We start from the raw sequence: 20642 nt of genomic DNA on the forward strand, positions 1-20642 counted from the left end.
CGGGAGAACCTTCGGGGCTGGGGTCAGTCCCGTGCGGAGAGGACGATGTTGCCCGTCTCCGTGATCGCGATGGTGTGCTCCATGTGCGCGCCGCGCGAGCCGTCGCGGCTGCGGAGGGTCCAGCCGTCCTTGTCGGTGTAGATCTCGTCGGTGCTCTGCAGGAACCACGGCTCGATCGCGACGACCAGGCCCGGGCGCAGCGGGTAGCCGCGGCCGGCGCGGCCGTCGTTGGCGATGTGCGGGTCGCCGTGCATGGTGCGGCCGACGCCGTGGCCGCCGAAGTCGGTGTTGATGCTGAGTCCCTCGGCGCGGGCGACCGCGGCGATGGCGGCCGAGATGTCGCCGATCTTCTTGCCGGGCTGCGCGGCGGCGATGCCGGCCTCGAGCGCGCGGGTCGTGGTGTCGACCAGCTTCAGGTCCTCGGGGCGGGGCGTGCCGACGGCGACGGTGATCGCGGAGTCGGCGACCCAGCCGTCGACGGAGGCGGCGAAGTCGAGGGTCAGCAGGTCGCCGTCGCGCAGGCGGTAGTCGAAGGGGAGTCCGTGCAGCACGGCGTCGTTGACCGACGTGCAGATCACCTTGCCGAACGGGCTGGCGCCGAACGACGGGTGGTAGTCGATGTAGCAGGACTCCGCTCCCGCCGAGCGGATCATGTCGTGGGCGAGGCGGTCGAGCTCGAGCAGGTTGACGCCCACGGCGGCCGCGGCGGACGTCGCCTTCAGCACCTCGGCGACGAAGCGGCCGGCCGGGCGCATCTCCTCGATCTCGGCGGGTGTGCGCAGCTCGATCATGCTGATCCTCTCGGGGGTCGCTGAGGCGTTCTTCAGCGGTCGTGGGTACCGTCGGTGCATGCGCACGAGACGGGCTTTCGGTTCTTGGCTGTACCCTGCGGCGGTCGTCCTGCCGCTCTGGATCCTCCTGGGGTACGGACTCTTCGGAGGATCGAGCGGCTGGACCGTGCTCGGCCTGGTCATCGCCCTCCCCATTCTGGCGGTCGCCCTGGCCGTCGTCGCGAGCGTCGTGGCGTTTCGGGTGACCGTGCGGCCCTCGCGGACCCCCGCCTGGGGCGACGTGGCGGCGCTCGGCGCCTGGCACGTGTCGCTTATCGCCTTCGGCTTCTTCCCTCCCGGAGCGTGGGCGCTCGGCCTGCTCTCGATCCTCCTGGGCGTCGTCGCCTTCACCCACTCCGTCTGGCGCTTCTTCACGGATGCCCGCGCGACGCTCCTCGCGTTCGCCGCGGCCGCCGAGGTGCAGGCCCAGGGCGGCCCGCAGCCGCAGCCGGTGACGGACGAGCGCTTCGACCCGGACCGCCCCCAGGACGGCCAGACGATCGTCCTCTGAGGCTGCGCGCCCCGCTAGCAGCGCGTCCGACTGCTCCTCCGAGTCCTCGAAAGTTGCGGTAGTCGCGGTCGACTACCGCAACTTCTGCGTACTGGCGAGAGTCCGGCCGGCCCGCCGCTTTGACGCCGGATCCGGCGCCATGGCAGAATGAGCGCTTGTGCCTCGCGCAGGCTCTGCCACAGGGGAGCCGCGACGACGTGGGCACGACCGACTTCCATCAACGAAACGGTGTTCGACCTGTGGCGGGCACGGAGAGCGATACAGCATGCACATCCTCGACTCACTCGATGCGGCGTCACTCCGCACCGACATCCCCGAGTTCCGCGCCGGCGACACCGTCAAGGTGCACGTCAACATCGTCGAGGGCACCCGCTCGCGCATCCAGATCTTCCAGGGCGTCGTCATCGGCCGCTCGAACGAGGGCGTCCGCGAGACCTTCACGGTCCGCAAGGTCAGCTTCCAGGTCGGCGTCGAGCGCACCTTCCCGGTCCACTCCCCGGTGATCGACCACATCGAGGTCGTCACCCGCGGTGACGTGCGTCGCGCGAAGCTCTACTACCTCCGCAACCTCCGCGGCAAGAAGGCGAAGATCAAGGAGAAGCGCGACTCCTGAGCGGCGTCCGCACAGCGATTCCCGGACCCCGGCCCATCTATGATGGACCGGGGTCCGACCCTTTTCCGGGGCGGTACGACCCGGTGATCCACAGACCGGCGCGGCACCGCGCGGGTCGACCACAGTAGGGGCCACGGCACGCGATGACAGACAGCACGGCCCCCGTGACCCTCCCGCCCGACGGCGGCCGCCACTCCGCCGATCCGGACGGCGAGCACCGCCCGCGCCGTCGCCGACGGGGAGTGCTCCTCTTCCTTCGCGACGTGCTGATCATCGTCGTCGTCGCCGTGCTGGTCTCGTTCCTCGTCAAGACGTTCCTCATCCGCTCGTTCTACATCCCGTCCTCCTCGATGGAGCAGACGCTGGTCGAGAACGACCGCATCCTCGTGAACGAGCTGGTCCCCGGCGTCGTCCCGATCTCGCGCGGCGACGTGGTCGTCTTCCGCGATCCGGGTGGCTGGCTCTCGCCGACCACCGAGCCCGAGGTCCCCGCGTTCCAGGCCGCCATCGACTCGGCCCTCGCGCTCGTCGGCCTCACCGCGCCCGACAGCAACGACCACCTGATCAAGCGGGTCATCGGCCTGCCCGGCGATCACGTCACCTGCTGCACGCCGCTCGGCCAGGTCGAGATCAACGGCAATCCGATCTCGGAGCCGTACGTGAAGCTCCCCGACGGCGTCCAGGCGGTCTCGGCGACTCCGTTCGACGTGGTCGTGCCCGAGGGCTCGCTCTGGGTGATGGGCGACAACCGCTACAACTCCGCCGACTCCCGCTACAACACCGACAAGCCCGGCAACGGCTTCGTGCCGATCGACAACGTGGTCGGCCGCGCGATCCTGGTCACCTGGCCCGTGCAGCAGTGGGCCTGGCTGGACGACTACCCGTCGGTGTTCCGTGGCGTCGACACCGAGGCGTCCGACGAGCAGTCGGATGACGACCGGGCCAGCGCAGGCGGGCGCTAGGTGGTCGTCGCCGACCCGGATCTCCGCGAGGAGCGCCGGCTCTTCCGTCAGGGCTACGAGAGCGTCATCGGCTGCGACGAGGTCGGCCGCGGCGCGATCGCCGGACCGGTCTCGGTCGGCGTCGTCGCGATCGGCTCGCGCTGCGGCCGCTTCCCGGAGGGCCTGCGCGACTCGAAGATGCTCGCCCCCGCCCGTCGCGAGGCGCTGCTGCCCGGCGTGGTGAAGTGGGTGTCCGGCTGGGCGATCGGCGAGTCCTCCGCCGACGAGATCGACGACACCGGGATCATCGCCGGCCTCGGCCGCGCCGCCTCCCGCGGCATCGAGCGTCTCGTCGACCAGGGCGTGGAGCTGTCGCGCGCCGTCGTCCTGCTCGACGGCAAGCACGACTGGCTCACGCCCGCGCTCGGCCCGTGGGCGGCGGAGCTGACGATCGTCACCCGCGTCAAGGCCGACCGCGACTGCGCCTCCGTCTCCGCCGCCTCCGTGCTGGCGAAGGTCGGTCGCGACGGCCAGATGGTGCGCCACCACGACGACTTCGCGGAATACGCCTGGGACAGCAACAAGGGCTACGGCAGCGCCGCGCACTGGGCCGGCCTGGATCGTGTCGGGCCGTCGCCGCTGCACCGGGTGACCTGGCTGTCGCGCTCGCGCGAGGTTGGAGCCGACGCCGTCTCCGCCTAGGGCGGTCCCGGCGCCGGGCGGCGTCGCGTAGAATCGACGGACGATGGATGAGGACGAGTTCGAGGACTACGACCGCGAGGTCGAGCTGGCACTGTACCGGGAGTACCGCGACGTCGTCTCGCAGTTCTCGTACGTCGTCGAGACCGAGCGGCGCTTCTACCTCGCCAACGAGGTCGAGCTGGTCCGCCGCGACACCGAGCACGACTTCTACTTCGAGCTGACCATGCGCGACGTCTGGGTCTGGGACGTCTACCGCTCCGACCGCTTCGTGAAGTCCGTCCGCGTCCTCACCTTCAAGGACGTCAACGTCGAGGAGCTCTCCCGCAAGGAGTTCGAGCTCCCGAAGGAGCTCGCCCTCGACGAGTAGGGCCTCCGTCTCGTTCTCTCCGGGGTGACGAGCGCTTCCAGCGCACTCTTCCCTCTGCTGAGGAGCGCTTACAGCGCACTCTTCCCTCTGATGAGGAGCGCTTACAGCGCACCATTCTCCGGCTGAGGAGCGCTTGCAGCGCAGTAGCGGTGGCGATCATTGGCACCTCGCAGACGGACGTCGCTGGCAGCTCTTCCCTCGCGACTCCGCCGGCACCACCCATGCTGGTCGAGTAGCCGCCGAAGGCGGCGTATCGAGACCCACGATCGAGCAGACCTGCGGCGTCGAAGTCCGCTCTCTCAGTGGCTGATACCACTGCGCCTGGCCCGACTCATGCTGGTCGAGTAGCCGCCAGAGGCGGCGTATCGAGACCCCATCCGCCGACGATTCCGCGCCGATCGACGCCGCCGGACCCGTCCTCCACAGCTCCGGATTCCCCAGCCCCTCCCCAGTTCTGCCACCGCTCGCCCCGTGCCCCTTCTCCCTCCGCGACCCTTCCCTCGGGAGGTTCTGCATGGACAAGGACGAGTTGGGCCGGCGTGGCGAGGAGATCGCTGCGGCGCATCTGAGGGAGCGCGGTTTCGAGATCCTCGACCGCAATTGGCGGGTGCGGGAGGGGGAGCTGGACATCGTGGCGCGCGAGGGTGCGGCGTTGGTGGTGGTGGAGGTGAAGACGCGGTCCTCGACGCGGTTCGGGTTGCCGATCGAGGCGATCACGCGGGTGAAGGCGCAGCGGTTGCGGCGGTTGGCGTATGCGTGGGCGCGGGAGCACGACGAGCGGTCGCGGCATCTGCGGATCGACGCGGTCGGGATCGTCGCTCCGGAGGGTGTGCCGTCGCAGGTGCGTCATGTGCGGGCGGTGGCGTGATGGGGCTGGGGAGGACGTCCGCGGTCGGTCTGGTCGGCTTCACGGGTGCCGTGGTGGGTGTGGAGGCGCATTCTGCGGACGGCACTCCGGGGATGGTGATCATCGGGCTGCCGGATGCGGCGCTGTCGCAGGCGAAGGAGCGGGTGCGGTCCGCGGCGATCAACTCGGGCAGCGGGATCGCGGAGTACAAGATGACGGTGAACCTGTCGCCGGCGGCGATGCCCAAGCACGGGTCCGCGTTCGATCTCGCGATCGGGCTCGCGGCGCTGGCGGCGCTGGGGGAGGTGAACCGGGAATCGGTCGCAGCGGTCGTGCACATCGGCGAGCTCGGGCTCGACGGGCGGCTGCAATCGGTGCCGGGCGTGCTGCCCGCGGTGCTCGCCGCGGCGCGGGCCGGCCGGTACAGGGTGATGGTGCCCGAAGACGACCGGCTCGAAGCGGAGCTGGTGGACGGTGTCGACGTCATCCCGGTCTCGTCCTTGGCGGCAGCCGCCGTCTGGCACGGGGCGGAGTGGGACGTGCCGGTCCTGCCGGAGCGCTCCGCAACGCCTCCAGCCGTTCGTGAGCCGGAGTCCCGGCTCGACTTCGCGGACGTGATCGGCAACGAGGAAGCGGCGTCCGCGATGATCGCCGCGGCGGCGGGCGGTCACCACGTGTTCCTCCTCGGTCCGCCCGGAGCCGGGAAGACGATGCTCGCCTCGAGGTTGCCCGGGATCCTGCCGGATCTCGACGACGAGGCGGCACTCGAGGCGACCTGCATGCGCTCGCTCGTCGGCGAGCACACCGGCGGGACCCTCGTCCGCCGTCCGCCGTTCGAGAGCCCGCACCACTCCGCCTCCGCAGCAGCGATCGTGGGCGGAGGCAGCGGGAGGATCCGCCCGGGAGCCGTCGCGCGCGCGACCCGCGGGGTCCTCTTCCTGGACGACGTAACAAGTAGCCAAGCACACCACGCGTCAGACGGCCCTGAGAAGCCTGGAAACGGGTCTACGAGGGACCGGGAGCGACCGGACGTTCCGCGCCGTTAGGCGGCGACGGAGAGGCGCTCAGCTCGGCGCGCTGCGACCATGGTCGCAGTCGAGGTGATGACTGCTTGATCCTCGACCTTCAATGGAACACCGCTCTCGCGAGTGGAAGCAGTGACGTAGGCGGCGAGATCGAATTGGACTTGCATGTGTACTTCTATTGTCTCAAACGGGGGTCGTTAAGTCTGTTGTGATTTCTACCATTTACGCGCCGACACAAATGCTTCTTAGTAGTGGCATGACGAGTACACCCCGTGCCCGTCTTGACATAAGGAGTGTGATCCCGATGGGGTTCCGCCAGATCAGGGTTTCGGACCTCACCGGTGCCGAAGCCTCCGAGGACGAGATCGTCACGATCGTCGTCCGCAGCCACCCCGATCTCGATGAGCCGAAGCAGTTCGACGCTCTCCCGATCGAGGTCAAGGATCTCAAGCCCGCCGCCAACCTGGTGTCGCTGGAGATCCGCAACGGGCAGACGACCGAGATGGTCGTCACCCTGGCCGAGTTCAACAAGCTCGCGCCGAACATCAGCGCCGTGCTGGAGAACGCAGATGGCCTCAAGGGCCGTCGCAAGGGCTACAAGCCCAACTCCTGACCGGTCCACCGACGCCCCCACCTTCCGCTTGAGCGACCAGACTGCTCGCGGAGGGTGGGGGCCCCTTCATTTCTGCGATACGTTTTGAACATGGATCCGTCTGAGGCCCTGCGCTCAATCGAAACAGTCTTGCGCATTGTTGTGCGGTCTCGACTTGGCGACGAGTGGTTGTCTTTCCCGAAGACCAAGCCCCGTGAAAAGCTTGAAGAACGTGTCGCCGTTGAGCAGTCGAGCCGACGTGGCGTCAGGGTGTCGACTGATCTGCTTGAATACACCGACCTATACGAACTTATAGAAATTTTGGAGCAGGATTGGGCCAAGTTCAAGCCGATCTTCGGTGACTGGAGTTCGATCAAGCCGTACTTTGGAATCGCCAAGAGAGTTCGCAATACAGTTGCTCACAACAGGTCAGTGGTGCGATATGAACAGGAATTGCTGTCCGGTACTGCCGGCTACATAAGGAATCTGGTTGCGTTGAACAGGGAAGAAGAAGATCCATCACGTGAGTTCTATCCGCTCATTGAGAAGGTCGAAGACAATCTAGGGCGCGCTGGCTTCAAGGAGAATGAACGGCACGTCGATCCAATTCGGGTGAACGTCGGCGACTCTGTCAGTTTTGTTGCGTCTGCGTCAGACTCTCGTGGTCGCGTCATCCAGTGGGGAGTAGCCAAGCGAGACTCAATCTGGTTTCCCACCGCATTCCGAGCGGGAGGACGGGCGTCAGGCGAAAACGTGACGCTCCAATACGAGTTCACTGAGTGGGACGTCTCCGAGTTTGTTTCGATCGCAGTCGCTATCCGTGCTGACGAGCGCTACCACAGGCGCAGTGGATATGACGATATGCGTGTATTCACTTACGCGGTCAACCCTCCGCTGTAGAAGAAACCCCGCTGGCTGCGGGGTCTTCACGTTCAGGGGAGCGGACGAACTCGGGTTCGCTCGACGTCGGGCCAGCGCTCCTTCAAGCTCAGCACGGACTGGTACGCCGACTTCCAGGTGTCGAACGGCATGTTCATGTCCTTCCAGTCGGTCGCGTCCTTCAGCCACACCTCAGCGGTGAACCGCGAGCCGCGGATGACGAGGTCGACGAAGTACTCGTCCACGTCGCTCAGGCCGTCCTCGTTGGTGTGCATCGGTCCAGTGAGGACGATGGAGCCGCGGAGGAACGGGCTAGCGGTCACGTTGGGCGAGTGGGCCAGGAGCAGCCACATCGCGTGCTGGTTGAAGGGCTTGTTGTTGAGCGCGGCCTCGTCGTTGATCCAGAGCGTCGCTCCGGGCTCGATGAGGTCGAGGATCTCGAACCAGCCGTCGACGAGTGAGTGGATCTGCTCTGCGCTGGTGAGGTCGCAGAGGTACGGGTCTTCAGTTGCCGGTAGTACGAGCGCGGTCGTCATGACGTCTCCCTGATCGTGGGTGTTCAGCGCGACCGGTCGGTCACGCAGTTACACCAGCGATCAGCGCTCCTGGAAGTACTCCTCGATCAGGCCCACAGCGGCGTCGTAACCCACAGCGAAGCTCGCGTGGTAGCCCCGCTGTCGGAGCGCGTCGAGCATGGCCGCCTGCTCTTGCAGGTGCTCGTCCGCACGGAGCGTTCCGTCCTTCTTGAAGACGACCACGCCGTCTCGCTTCAGCTCGATGCACAGGCCCTGAAGACCTCCTCGTGGCTCGTAGATCACCAGGTCGGGCCAGGCGCGACTGGATTGCAGGCTCTTGTGGAGGGTCGCCTGCCCAATGGATAGCTTGAGTCCTGAGGCGAAGTCAGAGCGGAAGATGGCGTCTGGGTAGTGCGTCTTCAGGTAGAGGCAGACCCGCTGCTGGATCACCGACTCCGAGTTGGGCAGCATCGCCCTACGCATGGAGCGCTCCGTCACCCTGCTTTCGGCTGCGCAGGAGCAGTGTCCGATCAGTCAGACCAGCGAGGGAGAGCTGAGCCAGCGCAGCGTCAGCCTGCAGCCCGAGCGACCGGACCAGCTCGTCGAGCACCTGGTCCGTCGTGTCTTCGTTCTCCGCGGCCCAAGCCCAGAACTCTGGACTGGCCTCGGCCTCCTCTAGACCGACGCTCCGGTCCTCACGCAGGAGGTTCACCCAGCCCACGCGCTCTACGAGTTCAGAGTGATGTTTCTGGATGCCAGCTACGTGCTCGGAGCGGGTCTCGGCCGGCTGCAACGCATAGAGCGTCTCCAGCCCGAAGAGGGCCGGGTCTCTTAAGTGCGGTGGAGTGGTTCGTTCGATGGTTGTGTCCTCCTAGTTCCACGCACGCAAGGTGGGTTTCCATGCGTGGAACTAGGAGGTCGACGGGTGGAGGGTAGGTACCCGTCGACCGGGAGATCGGAGCGCACACTGCGAGGAATGCGCCCGTCCGGACCGTCCGGTCCCCGCCCCTCAACATGGGCGGCGACGGAACGAGCCGGACGGTTCAACGACTGCATCACGGGGCGACGATTCGAACGTCGCAGTTGGGAGAGTTATTGGAGAGGAATGTCCCCATGCGGGACCTCTCGGTCACCGCTCTCATCGGCCTAAACTTTTGCCTATCGTTCTTCCTTCACGATTCCCATGTGCATGTCTGCCGTTGATTCTGAAAGGTGCGAGGCGGCTGTTCTATTAACGTTGCGAGCATTAAACGTCTGCCACGGTGTTGACGCTCACCGCCTGGTGAAGTCTTCGAGGGCTGTTCTGATATTCGCACTTCTATCCGATTGGGTCAAGACTTTATAAGCGAATCCCGAGCTTTCGGCGCTGAGCGCGGTTCATCTCGTGTGCGCGCTCGATCGAGATGTAGCTCCCGTCTCTTTGCTGCACCCACGAAGGTTGCAGATTCGTGATGGTCATACCGGATTTCGACTCGATGACCCGAGCGCCACGCATGAACTCGTTCACTTCCTTTTCCTTACGTTCTTGTTCGTGAACGCAGGCCGGGTCTGAGCAGAACCACCCGGAATGGTCACGGTGCCCGTGTGGGAAGTCGCTCATGCCTGCTCCTCCGCTTCAATATGTCCAGCCCGAACTATGCGATCGGTTGCGTTGAACACCTGGCGCACTTCTACCTCTGTCGGATCGTGACCCCGCAGGTAGCTCTGGATGTAGGCGCGACTCTCGCTCGGGTCCATTTGGTCCTCCGCGCCCAGCTGGTGCAGTGTCAGGTACGCGGTCGACTCGGCTTGGAACTCACCGACGCCCTGGTGCATCGCTTCGCGTTCGTCCTCGTCGTCAGACGCGTCGTCGGTGTGACCGGCGACCACATGGCCGAGCTCGTGAACCTTGGTCTTGAACGGGTACGGAGCGACAGGGGAGACAGCGATCGTGCGGTCGTAGGCGTAACCCATCACGTTGCCGTTATAGAGCCGAAACGGCTCTTCGGTCACATCGAGCGCCTCAAGCGCTCGAGCCTCATCCCAGTTCGGCGAGACGTACGGAGGCAGCTCACCTTCGCCGGCCACCTGCGCGTAGTGGAAGAGCGCACGAACAACTTTGAAGCGGCGCATCATCTTGGGTTGCTCTGGCTCAGCGTCTGGCGGTGGAGGCGTCTCGCTCTCGTCGCCCTTCACCTTCACGGTGATGGGACGGAGGATCGAGTACGCCCGCTCGCCCTTCTTCACGTGGTAGCCAAGCTCCTGCCAGCGCTTAAACGTGGCGACGGGCTCAGGTGGGCAGCCCTGCATGGCGAGGAAGCCGATGTTTCGGAGCGAGTAGGCGTGGAAGCGGCTGTAGCTGTCTCCGAACGATCCCTCGACAGTGAGGATCGACTCTAGGAGCTCAGCGTTGGTGGGGACGTCGATCGGCTGCTGACGCTCGCTCATACGTCCCACCCGCAGCGCTCACCGCCGTCGCACGGGTGATGCGCTCTTTGGCGCGGGCAGCGCCCGATCTCGTGAAGGACGCGGTGGAGGAGCGCGATCATCGCGCAGCTCCTGGTTGTAGTTCTTTCTGGTACATATCACCTCCTTCGGTGTTGGTTCAGTTTTTCTCTTTCGCAAAGCGGAGCGCGGATGTATCCTTCGGCCACCAGACCGATGGAGGACTGAGATGGACGTGCTGCTACTTCCGCTATTCCTTGTCGCTGTGGGGCCTGCACTCATAGTGATCGGCCTCGTCTTTTATACGCTCGGGCTCAACCATGCAGGCCGTCTTGAACGTGAACTACCGAAAACGCCGCCTGACAAGCCTGACGCTCAACTGGCTGGTGCCGATGCAACTTTCTCTGAAATGCTCACCGGGTTCGCAAAGGTAACGCAGGCGATCGTTCTGGACAAGAGTTCGGCGTTATGGCAGCGAATCACTGCTTCGGGTCTACTACTGATCTACCTTGGACTCCTTTACCTCGTCATCTCGATCATTCCGGTGACGGCGGCGTGGATCACCGCGATTGTCACTGATAAGCCGGCTGCTGTCGCAACCGAGACGCCGACGCCTGATGTGACGCAGTCGAGCTCCGCTACCCCGACGCCGCAGTCCACCTGACCCACGGCCCGAAGCGAACGGCGGGTGTACGACACCAACGGTTAGTTAGTCCCGCACGCTCGGTTCAAGCCGCGACCTGTGGAAAAATCGTCGTCGCTGTCTTCTTTGACAGAACGCCGCGATGGTTGCGTGATGCGGTTACCAGAACATCAACTTCCCGCCGCGTCTAACTTTTGAACTAATTGACAAAGTGCAAGTCTGTGGTATTGCTAGCGTCGTTTCTGCGACCCCTGGTGGGGACGTCGCAGAAGATACCTTTTACGGCTCGACACTATTCCGACAACTTGTCACCTACCCAGCTTCCCGCGATGCCGAAAGCCAGGCCGAGTGGGAGTATCAGTACCGCTTGAAGCGTGGTTCCGAACGTCGTTCCGACGTAAATCGACACGATTCCGCTTAGTAGTGCGAACGCGACTATGCATATCAGTTTGATCATGTGCCTCCTTGTGTTTAAATGGTTCTATCTATGCACGACCGCTACGACATCGAGGAGATCATCTACTACGCCCAGAAGGGCATGCCAGCTCGCTTCATCAAGGAGGAGCTGGGGCTCTCGATCTCGGAGCGTCAGGTGCAGCGTGTGGTCGCTACCCGTCTGGGTCGACGACCGACGCGTCAGGCGATCCAGCGTCCGGACTCGCTCCGTGACCGCGTGGTCGCCTACATGGAGTCGCAGGGACTCGATCGGTACTACTGCACTGCGTGTGAGCGGCGCCGGCTGGAGCCTGGCTTCATCCGCGCGCTGAACGCTGACCGTTCCCTCGACGTCCTGGTGTTCGTGTGCCGCCACTGCTCGGTGGCGAGCGACGTCTAGGCCGCGCGCTTCAACGATGACCGAACCCGCTCCAGGTCGGAGTCCCGGAACAGCTCGGTCGTGCCGTCTATCGTCACGCTGACCTGAAACTCGTGTCTGGGGTTCAATTCAGTGACCACTCCGCTGCGACCCCGTGATGTCTCGGTCACCCACGTTGGCGTGTCTTCACGGACCCTCACGACGTCTCCGACTGCAAGCGCGCGTCTACGCCGTCGTGAGATGCGACCACCCTTGATGCCCGCAAGACGCGCTAGCTCGGGATTGGCTGCGAAGCCTCCGGTGTTTCCGTTGTGCCCACCGATCGCTCCGATGCGCTTGTAAAAGTTTGGATCTCGCGCAAGGTTCTTCTCGCGTGCCTTACGTCCTCCAGCTACCGTTCCAGCCATCAGCGGTTGCCCCACGGCCAAGTGCGCCGGTCCCTCTTCGCGGAGATCATAGTGACGTGTCGGTCCAGCCGAAGGTTGATCTCTTTGATCGCTGACTCGAACTCATCGCGGGTCGGAGTCTGAGCCAGCTGGTTCAGCCCGTCCTGGAGTCGTTTCTCGACTCCGGTCAGCACTGGTGCGGTCGCGTGGCGCACAGGCTTGAGCCCGGCCTTCTCCGCCGCGTGAAACTTCCGGTCCTTCGCGTTGGCGATGTAGCTGGTGCGCTGTTGCTTCGCCTGGACGAACCCCGGCCACGTCTTGGTGCGCTTCACGGTTCGGATGGTCTGCTGTGACACGTGGTGGAACTCCGCCATCTGGGCGACCGTGCGACGTCCGTCTTTGATGTCTCGTGCGATCGAATGGAACTTGATCTTGCTAAGTGGTTTCGGCATTGCCATGTTTCCTTGGGCTCGGCCCATTAGTTAATTGGTGCCAGTAGCGGGAGCAGGAATGCTCGCGCTGGCTGGTCTTCGCAGTGGGCACATAGGCCGTCACTGTCTCGTTGCTCGTTCTCGCGCAGGCACGCTCGACAGGTGCCTACCGCCGTGCTGCGCTCTTCGTGCTCCAGGATCCTGGCTTCCGCCATCATGTCCTGCTCGTGATCGCTGTAGTACTCGAAGACTTGCATCACTGCGCGTCCTCAAGCTCTTGCAGCTTGTCGATGACCGTTGAAGCGTGAGCGCTGCTCTTGACCTTCTCTAGTGTGCTCAGGACCCACTCGTCGTCCTTACCCTTGCGTTTCGCTAGAGACTCAATCAGCGTGACCTGGCTCTCGCTGGCCGGCTTCGTGGTGGACGGTGCAGGTTTTCGGCTGACGGCCACCTTCGATCCTTCGGCGGCGTCACCGTCATCGTCTTCGCCTTCAATGGCGATGCCGAGATTGGTGGTGAACGCATAGCGTCGGTAGTAGGTGATCATCGATCCGACCTCTTGCGGTCGTAGGCCCTCGATCGGGATGCGCAGACGACTTGTCTCGCTCTCACCGGACTCGTGCCGAATGACTGTGCTGAGGTAGGTGAACCCGTTCTCTTCTGTGTTGATCGGCTGCGTGATCGCTAGCTTGTTCGCTGCGAGGTGCGGCTGGGCGGTCTCCTCGACGGTGGCCAGGTCTGCGTACTTGTACGCTCGTGAGCCTGCCTGACCTGACGTGCCACGCTTGACGACCGGCATTACTGCGCGGAACGCTACGAGGGCTTCGGCAAGTTTCTTAGGTGCTGGTACCTCCTCAGCCATGTGTGTTCTCCTTCTTCAGTGTTCTTAATATTTGTCTGATCTCCTTGCGCTTCTCGATCGCGAACGATCCGTTGCGGGTGGTCAGGTTCGCGATCACGGTGGATACCGAGATCTTGGTTCCGGTGCGCTGCGTCTCACGGTCTGCGAGCGTCTGTAGTGCTGCGCGTAGTACCGGGTCGTAGCGGTCGCTGTAGTGGACCTGCTTGCTGCCCTTCTCCTTCTTAGAGATCTTCCAGGTGCCTTGTTCTTCCATGTGTTAATGTCCTAATCGTGTCCCCCTTGTTTAGTTCGTTGAGCGCGTGGCGCAGTGGTTTCAGGACAATAGCTGGCTGTCGGTTACTCGTACCATCAACAGTTCCGGGCTCCTCATGGTCACCGCTGGAGCTACCAGTCGCTTAGCATGATTCATCTATTACCCACCGAGTAAACCACTCAGTCACACGCTCAATCATTGATGTCCATGGTTGAACTGCTGTCAGGCCTCAATCTTGTGCCCCGCGTTCTTCCTGCACCTTATTATGCGCTTATGTTGGGAATAGTCAATACGATTATTGGTCGGAATGGTCTGGACTTTTCCACAGTTAGAGAAGGTCGCGATTGTGTCGCTTTGCATGGTGTCCGGATCGCTGTCCTCCTGACGTCTGCTTCGACGCCCCCTGGATCCGCGCCAGCACGGTGCTGCGCGGTGCGTTGACACGCGTACTACCGTGCCTCATAGTCACTGGCATGATTCTTCTCGACCGGGACCGCCAGATAGTGCTGTCGATTGGCCGCTTCGGGCAGCTGGCGGCGGGTCACGTCCGTGCACTGCATTTCGAAGGACTGACGGAGCGTCCTGTCTACAGGGCTCTGAATCGTTTGATAGAGCGCGGTGTCCTGGCACGCATTGAGCGGCGCATGATCGGCGGGACGGGGGCAGGTAGTGGCCAGTACGTCTACCAGCTCGGCAGCGTCGGTTGGCGACTCGCGGGGAAGGACGGACGGTACGCCCCTTCTAAGGCGGTGAACCACCACACCATGGCGATCGTGGACGCCTACATTGAGGTGCTGCGCCGGGCTGTGGCCCCGCGGTACCGCTTCGACATGGTGGAGACAGAGCCGGACAGCCACCGCACCATCGGCAGCGTGGTAGTCCGTCCAGACCTCTACTTCCAGATCTCGGACATGTTCGAGCAGGAGTACAGGCACTGGTGGCTGGAGGTAGACCGCGGGACCGAGAGCCGGACGAAGATCACGCAGAAGCTCGTCGCGTACGTGGCAGCGAAGCGGGCGTCGAAAGCGTTCATCCCATCGGTCCTATTTGTCGCTCAGGACGACAGGAGAGCGCGCGAGCTACGTTGGATGCTTGAACAGTACGAACATAACGACCCAGAGCTTTTTCTGGTTTCGACAGCGTCTGAGTTCGCCGGCCTGATCTTCGAATAAGCGTCACGAAAGTATTGACTATTTCTCGAGGTGAGCGCATACTGTTAACACAACTAAACAAGGAAAACAAGCAATGACGAAACTCGGAATCAAAAGGCAACGGTACAGCGAACAGGTGGTTCCACGCCCATTCAGTCGGTTCACGAAAAACCCGATAGAGATCAAGGTCAATCGCCAGTGGTGTAGGGCGGCGGACTCGTGGGAATTCGCGGCATGATTGTCGACACAGCTACAGGGGAGATCCTGGACCTGACTCCACTACGTCGGAAGCCGGCTGGTCCTAAGACTCGTCGGATCAACCACCGCACAACTCACCGCTATCCTCATCGCCGCAACCTTGAACGCGAGACGCTACTAACCCTCTGCACCTTCGCTGTCGTCTCCTGCGTCTTCTGGCTGAACTTCGGTCTGTAGTCGCTTCCTCGGGGCATACCGCCGGTATCGCTCAACAACCTGCGACTGGTAGCGCTCTCGCTTCAGACCTTCCGCCCGCTCAGCGTCCACCGCGCTCTGCGGGCGTTTGATGTCTGGCGGCACTGTGTACTGCCTGTTGGTGAGTCTGTGAAAGTCGCCGCCCATATACGACGAAGTATGAGGGAATGAGGGCGGTTTGGCTAGAGCGATATTGACTAAACGATTCCGCTAGCTCATAATCAGGCACAGTTCAGTGACCTTCGATGCAGAAGCCACTGGATCATCAAGTTAGATAGGGAAAAGAAGTCCCGCTCGGGTAGAGCGGGGTGACCTTCGATGCTGCCTTTATTATACGACAGTCCTGCAATTTGGTAAATACTTTCATAACACCGAAGGCGCAGACTTCGTTCAACCAACTGCACCGCTAGCCGTAACCCCTGTCCCTACGTGGAGTGCAAGAACAAGCCAAGGCAGCAAGAGCGAGCACCCTCAGGTGTAGCGAGCCGTGACTAAACGTCAAATCGCTTCTCTTACAGAGTGCTCGAACTACCAAGAAGTCACGGTTGGAACAGAACCCAACTGTCAAGCCGAGGGAAGCCTCGTGAGCATTGGCCGTGACGTACGAGTAGGTTGTGATCGGTTCAGCGGGTGGTCTCCTCAGTAGTAGGGGAGGAGGGGCAGCACTTACTCGTCGCTTTCGGACTCTCCGGACTCCTGAACTACTGGGTCATCTCCCGTTGGCCGCTTGTGCGCACGAAGCCCGACTAGATACTTGTCTCCGGCCGGCGTAAGAGCCCAATAGATTGATTTATCTGAAACAGTACGCTTCTTGGTGCCGGTGGTAATTACGCCTAGTGCGCGAAGTTGAATAATGATCGTACCCCAACTGTCATCCGTTATCGTCGCAGAGACGCGCTTGTAGTCGGTGAAGACATCTCGCTTCAACTTACTTGAGATGTTCGCATTGAGGCGCTCGCGAAGCAATCTCTCAGGCGCCTCAGCGAGCATTGAGACACCTAGTCGACGTACGATGTAGTCCCAACTGACCTCGTAACCTCCTGAAGTTGAGAACATCTTGTTAGAGTGGTCTGAAAGCGTCGCCTGGTAGAGCAATCTGACGATGTCTTGCCCGTGGGCGAAGGACGTATCGAGTCCGCTGGTCGTTCCATTGTCGGCGACGACGGCAGCCTTCTCGGCCTTTGCGACTTGCGCCTGAAGCTCGGCAATCTGTGTTCGAACCTCCTCGGTCATGGCGAGATTCCCTCGAACCCAACCATCGCGTTTGTTGTTCTTAGTCAGAGCGATCATCCCCCGAGTTACTACGGACCCCAGTTCGGCAGGAGTGGTCCATCGCTTCACCATACGAGTCTGCACCTTGTCTTGGAACGCAGATAGTTTGGCCTGGAGTTCGGGATCAAGATCTAGCTTAGATTTCGGAATGCTGCCCGGATCGCCGTGAACGAACCCCATCACCGGAATGCCTTTCGAGACTGCGTAGTCGTATTCCATTTCTGTGTAGCTGATACCGTCTTCAGTCGTGCTGCCGTAGCGGCCACCGAGGACTACGAGGTAATAGTCGCTCTGATCGATGACACCTTTGATCAGCGTCCACTGGTCCTCGTTTGCTGCCGGGAATAGCTCCATCCCTGCTGGAAGGCAATCCATCTCTAGCAGTGCTTGGATAATCTCGCGACGCTCCTCAACTAGGTCGATGAAGGTCGAGCTAATGAATACCTGATACCTACGGTCCATGCCACCAACGTAGGACACGCCGCCGAGGTTGGACCCGTTCGAACGTATGTTCTACTCTGGCCGCCATGGGATCGAACCGACGCTACGCGGACCACTACGACCGCCTGACGCAGCAGCGCGTTACCGAAGCGGCAGTACGGCCGGTACCGGTGTCCCTGACCATTGAGGAGCTCGACGTCGCCAACCACCCCGTGCAGCGGGGGCCGGCGGTGCCTGTGCGCGTCTGGGTGCGCTTCCAAGAGCAGCCCGTCATCACTGACGCGTTCGCCATCGAGTGGAACGACCGAGCTGTGCACGTCGAGTGGAGCATGTCGGACGGCACGAAGCTCGACGCGTGGGTGTGGGCGAACGCCGTGCGGCGGATCTGAGGGATACGGTCGGTCTGTGAAAAACCTTCGCCCGCGTAACGGCGCCGTCCCTACGAACCTGATGTGGCACTACACGGATGCAGCCGGAGCGATGGCGATCATGCAAAGCAAGCAGTTTTGGGCTTCGCATGCGCGCCACATGAATGACACAGAGGAGGTCCAGCAATTCCTAAATCTGATCGTGGATGTTCTTCGACGTGAGGCTAGAAGGCGTGAGAACGACGACCTTGCCTCGGCGCTTTACATGGCGGCGGATAACTTCAATCGTTGGATTGAAGTGAACTACTTTGTTGTGTCCTTCTCGTCCGATCCTGATTCACTCAGTCAGTGGCGTGGTTACGCGGGAGGCGGACAGGGATACGCCCTCGGATTCGAGAGGTCCATGTTCCAGAATATGCCTGGTTGGCGTCTCGTTGAATGTGTTTACGAGGAAGTAGTTGCCCTCGATCTGGCGAGATCTATCGTGTACGAGGGCATGAGAGTTGTTCGAGAGGGTGACTACAACTACGAGCTTGAAGACGCCCGAATCTATACTGCCATCTACAGCCGCGCAATGACGGAAGCTCCTGTGTTGAAGCACCCGGCCTTTAAGGAAGAGCATGAGTTGCGCCTAATCGGAGGTCCGTTCGGGCGGGTTGCTGCAAAGGTTCGTGCAGGCAAACGCGGCATTATGCCCTACGTTGAGCTGGACTGGCCGATTGGCGAAGATGGTTACTACCACCTTCGAGAGGTAGTGGCAGGGCCTGGCGCGAGGGAGGACACGTTTCACGGGCTCGACATCGCCACTTCAAACGACGAGAAGTTCGAACTTTTCGTTGACGTGCTCGGGAGCGATGCCCCATATCGCTCGTAAATAGTATTGACTTTTGCACACACTAAGCGTATAACAAGACATGTAAAACATAAACGGAAACACCAACATGTCAAACCTAATATCGATCAAACACTACGCTACGCCGGCTAAGGTCACGTTCGCAACAGTCAAGTAAGCACAAGTAAACAAGGATAACTGAATATGAGCACCACACACACCAACGCACCAACACCAGCCATGCCGAAGCAGCCGCGTACCGTGGCCCTCGGCGTCGCACTACCGTGGCTCCTCGTCGCGATCATGACCTTCGCCGTCGCTGGTGTCATCACCGGCTGGACGTTGCGGAGCGAGAACATGGCGCAGGTCAACGAAGCCGTGGCCTCCGCGTCTTTACAGCAACGCCAGTAGACGCCGTCTCTACCGCGCCAGAACAGCAGACGGCACAAGAACTCGCTCCAGCGCCCATCGCGCAGCCGGAAGCTTCTACGCAGGTCGTGGCGGCAACGACAGCACCAAGCGGCTGTGAGCAGTACCGACCGCTCGTCGCGCAGTACGCGTGGGACGTCGATGTGGCCCTCGCAGTGATGCGAGCCGAGAGCGGCTGCAACCCGAGTGCGATCGGCGACCTGAGTCTTACGTACCAGGGGAGCGGCCGGCGCGAGGGGATGAGCTGCGGGCTCATGCAGGTCCGTGTGCTGGCCGGGCGACCGGACTGCGACGCGCTGCTGGATCCGGCGACCAACTTGGCGAACGCTTGGCGCATTTATCAAGCGCGCGGATCGTTCACGCCGTGGTCGGTCTATACGAGCGACAAGTATGAGCAGTTCCTGTAACGCAAGAATAGTATTGACTATTTGAAGCGATAGGCGCATAGTGAAAGCATAACTAAACAAGGAACACCCTAATGGTCACACTACAGAGCTACATCGTCGTCGGAGTCATCTTCGCCATCATCTTCATCGTCACTGGCATCGCCGTCTGGTTCGACCAGAGGAATAAACGATGAGCCGCGAGATCAAGTTTCGTTTTTGGGATGGCACTAGCGGCAACATGTGCATGGCGTACACCGCCGAAGATGGGTACATCACGTACTCGTCCGGCTGGAAGCTTTCTATGATGCAAGCCATCAAGGAAGGCAACGCGACCGAAGGTTACGACGCCCCGAAGGCGCTCATGCAGTTCACTGGCCTTCAGGACAAGAACGGCGTGGAAATTTACGAGGGCGACATCTTGCTCGGCGGGTACAACGCTGTCTACGACTTCGCTCGTTGGTCAGTGTCGTTCCGCGATGGTCGCTATCAGACCGACTGTGTCGCGCTACACCTCAAGGACGACGGCTTCCGAGACATCAGCCACGGCGGGTATTCCAATCCTTACCTCGACGGGAAGACGTGTGCGTCCTTAGAGGTCATCGGCAACATCCACGAGAACCCGGACCTCATCGGGTGACCGACCACCTCGCCGCCCTCCGCTCCTCCCTCCACGCTCGCATCCGGCTCGCGGCTGAGGCTCGACGCACCGCACGCACCAAGCCGACGACCTGCCCCCACACGTGGGAGACGTTCAAGCAGACCGTGACGGTGGAGAACACCGGCTTCGCTGGCAGGGCGTGGTTCAAGGTGAAGGGTTGCAGGCGCTGCAAGGCGAAGGCGCTGGTGGACTACGTGGTGGAGAGCTGACCAGTACGCTCTGGCCATGGATGCGCGGGGGTTCTGGGACGGGATTGCTCAGTGGTTCGGGTACGACAGCTGGGACTGGGGAAGTGCGGCCGACTGGTTCGCTGCTGTGGGTACAGTGGGCGCTTTCGTACTGGCTCTAATTCTGTGGCGAGTCGAGGCAAGGCGACGTAGCCGGACGCTGGCCGACAAGTTTGTAGTGAGCGCCCGATTCATGGGACCGATTGGATATTACGACGAATCTGAGAATGTGCTTCGGTTGACCGAACATGGCCAGAACCTGAAAATCGAATACCGCAACATTGGTGAAGTGCCGATTTATTTCCTGCGTCTTTCACTACGTACTGACTACTCAAAAGTAATCGCTCCCGAACACAACGGATTAGTAGAAGATGAGTTCTGGAATCGTGAAACACTTGATCCTGGAGAGAGTCGAAGACAACTGATTCACCTCGAGTACCCTGACAACTCTATGTATTTGCTCATCTTTTTCAATGACGTGGATGGCGTGTTCTGGCGAAAGCGGGCGCTTTTGAAGTTGCCTTACAAGAGAAAGTATCTATCGGCGTTCGGTGTTCGTCTTTTGTTGCGTCGAACTTCCCGCGACGGGGAGATCGCTCGCTGGTATGCCTTTCTTACCTCCACGGGACGGATTTTGAGGATCCTGCCACTAATCCCGTTTGCAGTCGTTTATGATTTCCTTGAGGCGAGAGGATGGTCTCCCAATTCTCTGAGGCGGAAGCTCAAGAACAAGCCGGAGCACAGGAAGAAGGTTCCATTTTTCCGTAGCTTGTGGCATAAGTAGAGTCAG

Annotated in this window: 28 protein-coding genes; 19 read left to right on the forward strand and 9 right to left on the reverse strand. The window is 61.7% G+C overall.

The window, feature by feature from the left end:
- Positions 1-23: 23 nt before the first annotated feature.
- Positions 24-791, reverse strand: a complete 768-nt coding sequence (map, locus tag C1I64_RS04595; RefSeq protein ID WP_123445720.1) for a type I methionyl aminopeptidase — start codon at positions 789-791, stop codon at positions 24-26.
- Between the two features lie 58 nt (positions 792-849).
- On the opposite strand from map, the gene C1I64_RS04600 reads away from it, so the two are divergent.
- The 9 genes from C1I64_RS04600 to C1I64_RS04640 all read left to right on the forward strand — a co-directional run bounded on the left by C1I64_RS04600 (position 850) and on the right by C1I64_RS04640 (position 7328).
- The gene (locus C1I64_RS04600) at positions 850-1341 is read left to right on the forward strand and encodes a hypothetical protein (RefSeq protein WP_123445721.1); all 492 of its coding nucleotides are present in this window, start codon (positions 850-852) and stop codon (positions 1339-1341) included.
- Between the two features lie 265 nt (positions 1342-1606).
- Entirely contained in the window at positions 1607-1954 is a 348-nt protein-coding gene (gene rplS, locus C1I64_RS04605; protein ID WP_123445722.1) for a 50S ribosomal protein L19, read from the forward strand.
- Between the two features lie 143 nt (positions 1955-2097).
- Positions 2098-2916 carry a signal peptidase I gene (gene lepB, locus C1I64_RS04610; protein WP_127886347.1) on the forward strand — a complete coding sequence of 273 codons (819 nt, stop codon included), beginning with the start codon at positions 2098-2100 and terminating at the stop codon, positions 2914-2916.
- Positions 2917-3597: a ribonuclease HII gene (locus tag C1I64_RS04615; RefSeq protein WP_127886348.1), complete on the forward strand. Its 681-nt coding sequence runs from the start codon at positions 2917-2919 to the stop codon at positions 3595-3597. It begins immediately after the preceding gene.
- A 43-nt stretch (positions 3598-3640) separates the two neighbouring features.
- Positions 3641-3964 (forward strand): DUF2469 family protein, encoded by a 324-nt coding sequence (locus C1I64_RS04620; protein WP_056044100.1) that lies wholly within the window; start codon positions 3641-3643, stop codon positions 3962-3964.
- Positions 3965-4478: 514 nt separating this feature from the next.
- The gene (locus C1I64_RS04625; RefSeq protein WP_123704773.1) at positions 4479-4832 is read left to right on the forward strand and encodes a YraN family protein; all 354 of its coding nucleotides are present in this window, start codon (positions 4479-4481) and stop codon (positions 4830-4832) included.
- Positions 4832-5857 carry an ATP-binding protein gene (locus C1I64_RS04630; RefSeq protein WP_127886349.1) on the forward strand — a complete coding sequence of 342 codons (1026 nt, stop codon included), beginning with the start codon at positions 4832-4834 and terminating at the stop codon, positions 5855-5857. Before C1I64_RS04625 ends, C1I64_RS04630 begins: the two co-directional genes overlap by 1 nt.
- A gap of 283 nt (positions 5858-6140) precedes the next feature.
- A complete protein-coding gene (locus tag C1I64_RS04635) occupies positions 6141-6449 on the forward strand; it encodes a hypothetical protein (protein ID WP_127886350.1) in 309 nt (102 codons plus the stop codon).
- Positions 6450-6539: 90 nt separating this feature from the next.
- Positions 6540-7328, forward strand: a complete 789-nt coding sequence (locus C1I64_RS04640; RefSeq protein ID WP_127886351.1) for a hypothetical protein — start codon at positions 6540-6542, stop codon at positions 7326-7328.
- Positions 7329-7360: 32 nt separating this feature from the next.
- Here C1I64_RS04640 and C1I64_RS04645 read toward each other — a convergent pair whose 3' ends face one another.
- From C1I64_RS04645 to C1I64_RS04660, 4 genes are all read right to left on the reverse strand, one after another.
- Entirely contained in the window at positions 7361-7843 is a 483-nt protein-coding gene (locus tag C1I64_RS04645) for a DUF3846 domain-containing protein (protein WP_127886352.1), read from the reverse strand.
- A 60-nt stretch (positions 7844-7903) separates the two neighbouring features.
- On the reverse strand, positions 7904-8293 hold the full coding sequence (locus C1I64_RS04650; protein WP_127886353.1) for a PDDEXK family nuclease: 390 nt from the start codon (positions 8291-8293) through the stop codon (positions 7904-7906).
- An 868-nt stretch (positions 8294-9161) separates the two neighbouring features.
- Positions 9162-9422, reverse strand: coding sequence for a hypothetical protein (locus C1I64_RS04655; protein ID WP_127886354.1), 261 nt, complete (start codon positions 9420-9422; stop codon positions 9162-9164).
- Positions 9419-10249, reverse strand: coding sequence for an ArdC family protein (locus tag C1I64_RS04660; RefSeq protein ID WP_127886355.1), 831 nt, complete (start codon positions 10247-10249; stop codon positions 9419-9421). The genes C1I64_RS04655 and C1I64_RS04660 overlap by 4 nt, the downstream gene beginning before the upstream one ends.
- 226 nt (positions 10250-10475) lie before the next feature.
- Here C1I64_RS04660 and C1I64_RS04665 point away from each other — a divergent pair, with 226 nt between their 5' ends.
- Complete coding sequence (locus C1I64_RS04665) at positions 10476-10910, forward strand: hypothetical protein (protein ID WP_127886356.1); 435 nt, start codon at positions 10476-10478, stop codon at positions 10908-10910.
- A 466-nt stretch (positions 10911-11376) separates the two neighbouring features.
- Positions 11377-11724 (forward strand): hypothetical protein, encoded by a 348-nt coding sequence (locus C1I64_RS04670; protein WP_127886357.1) that lies wholly within the window; start codon positions 11377-11379, stop codon positions 11722-11724.
- A gap of 385 nt (positions 11725-12109) precedes the next feature.
- Here the strand turns inward: C1I64_RS04670 and C1I64_RS04680 are convergent, their stop codons facing one another.
- From C1I64_RS04680 to C1I64_RS04690, 3 genes are all read right to left on the reverse strand, one after another.
- Positions 12110-12547: a hypothetical protein gene (locus tag C1I64_RS04680; RefSeq protein ID WP_127886358.1), complete on the reverse strand. Its 438-nt coding sequence runs from the start codon at positions 12545-12547 to the stop codon at positions 12110-12112.
- A gap of 229 nt (positions 12548-12776) precedes the next feature.
- Positions 12777-13382, reverse strand: coding sequence for an ERF family protein (locus C1I64_RS04685; protein ID WP_127886359.1), 606 nt, complete (start codon positions 13380-13382; stop codon positions 12777-12779).
- Positions 13375-13635 carry a hypothetical protein gene (locus tag C1I64_RS04690; protein WP_127886360.1) on the reverse strand — a complete coding sequence of 87 codons (261 nt, stop codon included), beginning with the start codon at positions 13633-13635 and terminating at the stop codon, positions 13375-13377. Before C1I64_RS04690 ends, C1I64_RS04685 begins: the two co-directional genes overlap by 8 nt.
- A 473-nt stretch (positions 13636-14108) precedes the next feature.
- Between C1I64_RS04690 and C1I64_RS04695 the strand changes: the two genes are divergently transcribed.
- On the forward strand, positions 14109-14807 hold the full coding sequence (locus C1I64_RS04695) for a replication-relaxation family protein (RefSeq protein WP_127886361.1): 699 nt from the start codon (positions 14109-14111) through the stop codon (positions 14805-14807).
- 1098 nt (positions 14808-15905) lie between these two features.
- Here C1I64_RS04695 and C1I64_RS04700 read toward each other — a convergent pair.
- Positions 15906-16973: a DUF4062 domain-containing protein gene (locus C1I64_RS04700; RefSeq protein ID WP_127886362.1), complete on the reverse strand. Its 1068-nt coding sequence runs from the start codon at positions 16971-16973 to the stop codon at positions 15906-15908.
- A 65-nt stretch (positions 16974-17038) separates the two neighbouring features.
- On the opposite strand from C1I64_RS04700, the gene C1I64_RS04705 reads away from it, so the two are divergent.
- From C1I64_RS04705 to C1I64_RS04735, 7 genes are all read left to right on the forward strand, one after another.
- Positions 17039-17341: a hypothetical protein gene (locus tag C1I64_RS04705; protein WP_127886363.1), complete on the forward strand. Its 303-nt coding sequence runs from the start codon at positions 17039-17041 to the stop codon at positions 17339-17341.
- 139 nt (positions 17342-17480) lie between these two features.
- Complete coding sequence (locus C1I64_RS04710; RefSeq protein WP_164874439.1) at positions 17481-18194, forward strand: DUF2971 domain-containing protein; 714 nt, start codon at positions 17481-17483, stop codon at positions 18192-18194.
- A gap of 162 nt (positions 18195-18356) precedes the next feature.
- Positions 18357-18563, forward strand: coding sequence for a hypothetical protein (locus tag C1I64_RS04715; RefSeq protein ID WP_127886365.1), 207 nt, complete (start codon positions 18357-18359; stop codon positions 18561-18563).
- A gap of 86 nt (positions 18564-18649) precedes the next feature.
- On the forward strand, positions 18650-18988 hold the full coding sequence (locus C1I64_RS04720; protein WP_127886366.1) for a transglycosylase SLT domain-containing protein: 339 nt from the start codon (positions 18650-18652) through the stop codon (positions 18986-18988).
- A 169-nt stretch (positions 18989-19157) separates the two neighbouring features.
- On the forward strand, positions 19158-19604 hold the full coding sequence (locus tag C1I64_RS04725) for a YopX family protein (RefSeq protein ID WP_127886367.1): 447 nt from the start codon (positions 19158-19160) through the stop codon (positions 19602-19604).
- A complete protein-coding gene (locus C1I64_RS04730) occupies positions 19601-19834 on the forward strand; it encodes a hypothetical protein (RefSeq protein ID WP_127886368.1) in 234 nt (77 codons plus the stop codon). Before C1I64_RS04725 ends, C1I64_RS04730 begins: the two co-directional genes overlap by 4 nt.
- Positions 19835-19850: 16 nt before the next feature.
- Positions 19851-20636 carry a hypothetical protein gene (locus tag C1I64_RS04735; protein ID WP_127886369.1) on the forward strand — a complete coding sequence of 262 codons (786 nt, stop codon included), beginning with the start codon at positions 19851-19853 and terminating at the stop codon, positions 20634-20636.
- Positions 20637-20642: the final 6 nt, after the last annotated feature.

Origin of the sequence: Rathayibacter festucae DSM 15932 (assembly GCF_004011135.1) — a bacterium.
GTDB lineage: Bacteria > Actinomycetota > Actinomycetes > Actinomycetales > Microbacteriaceae > Rathayibacter > Rathayibacter festucae.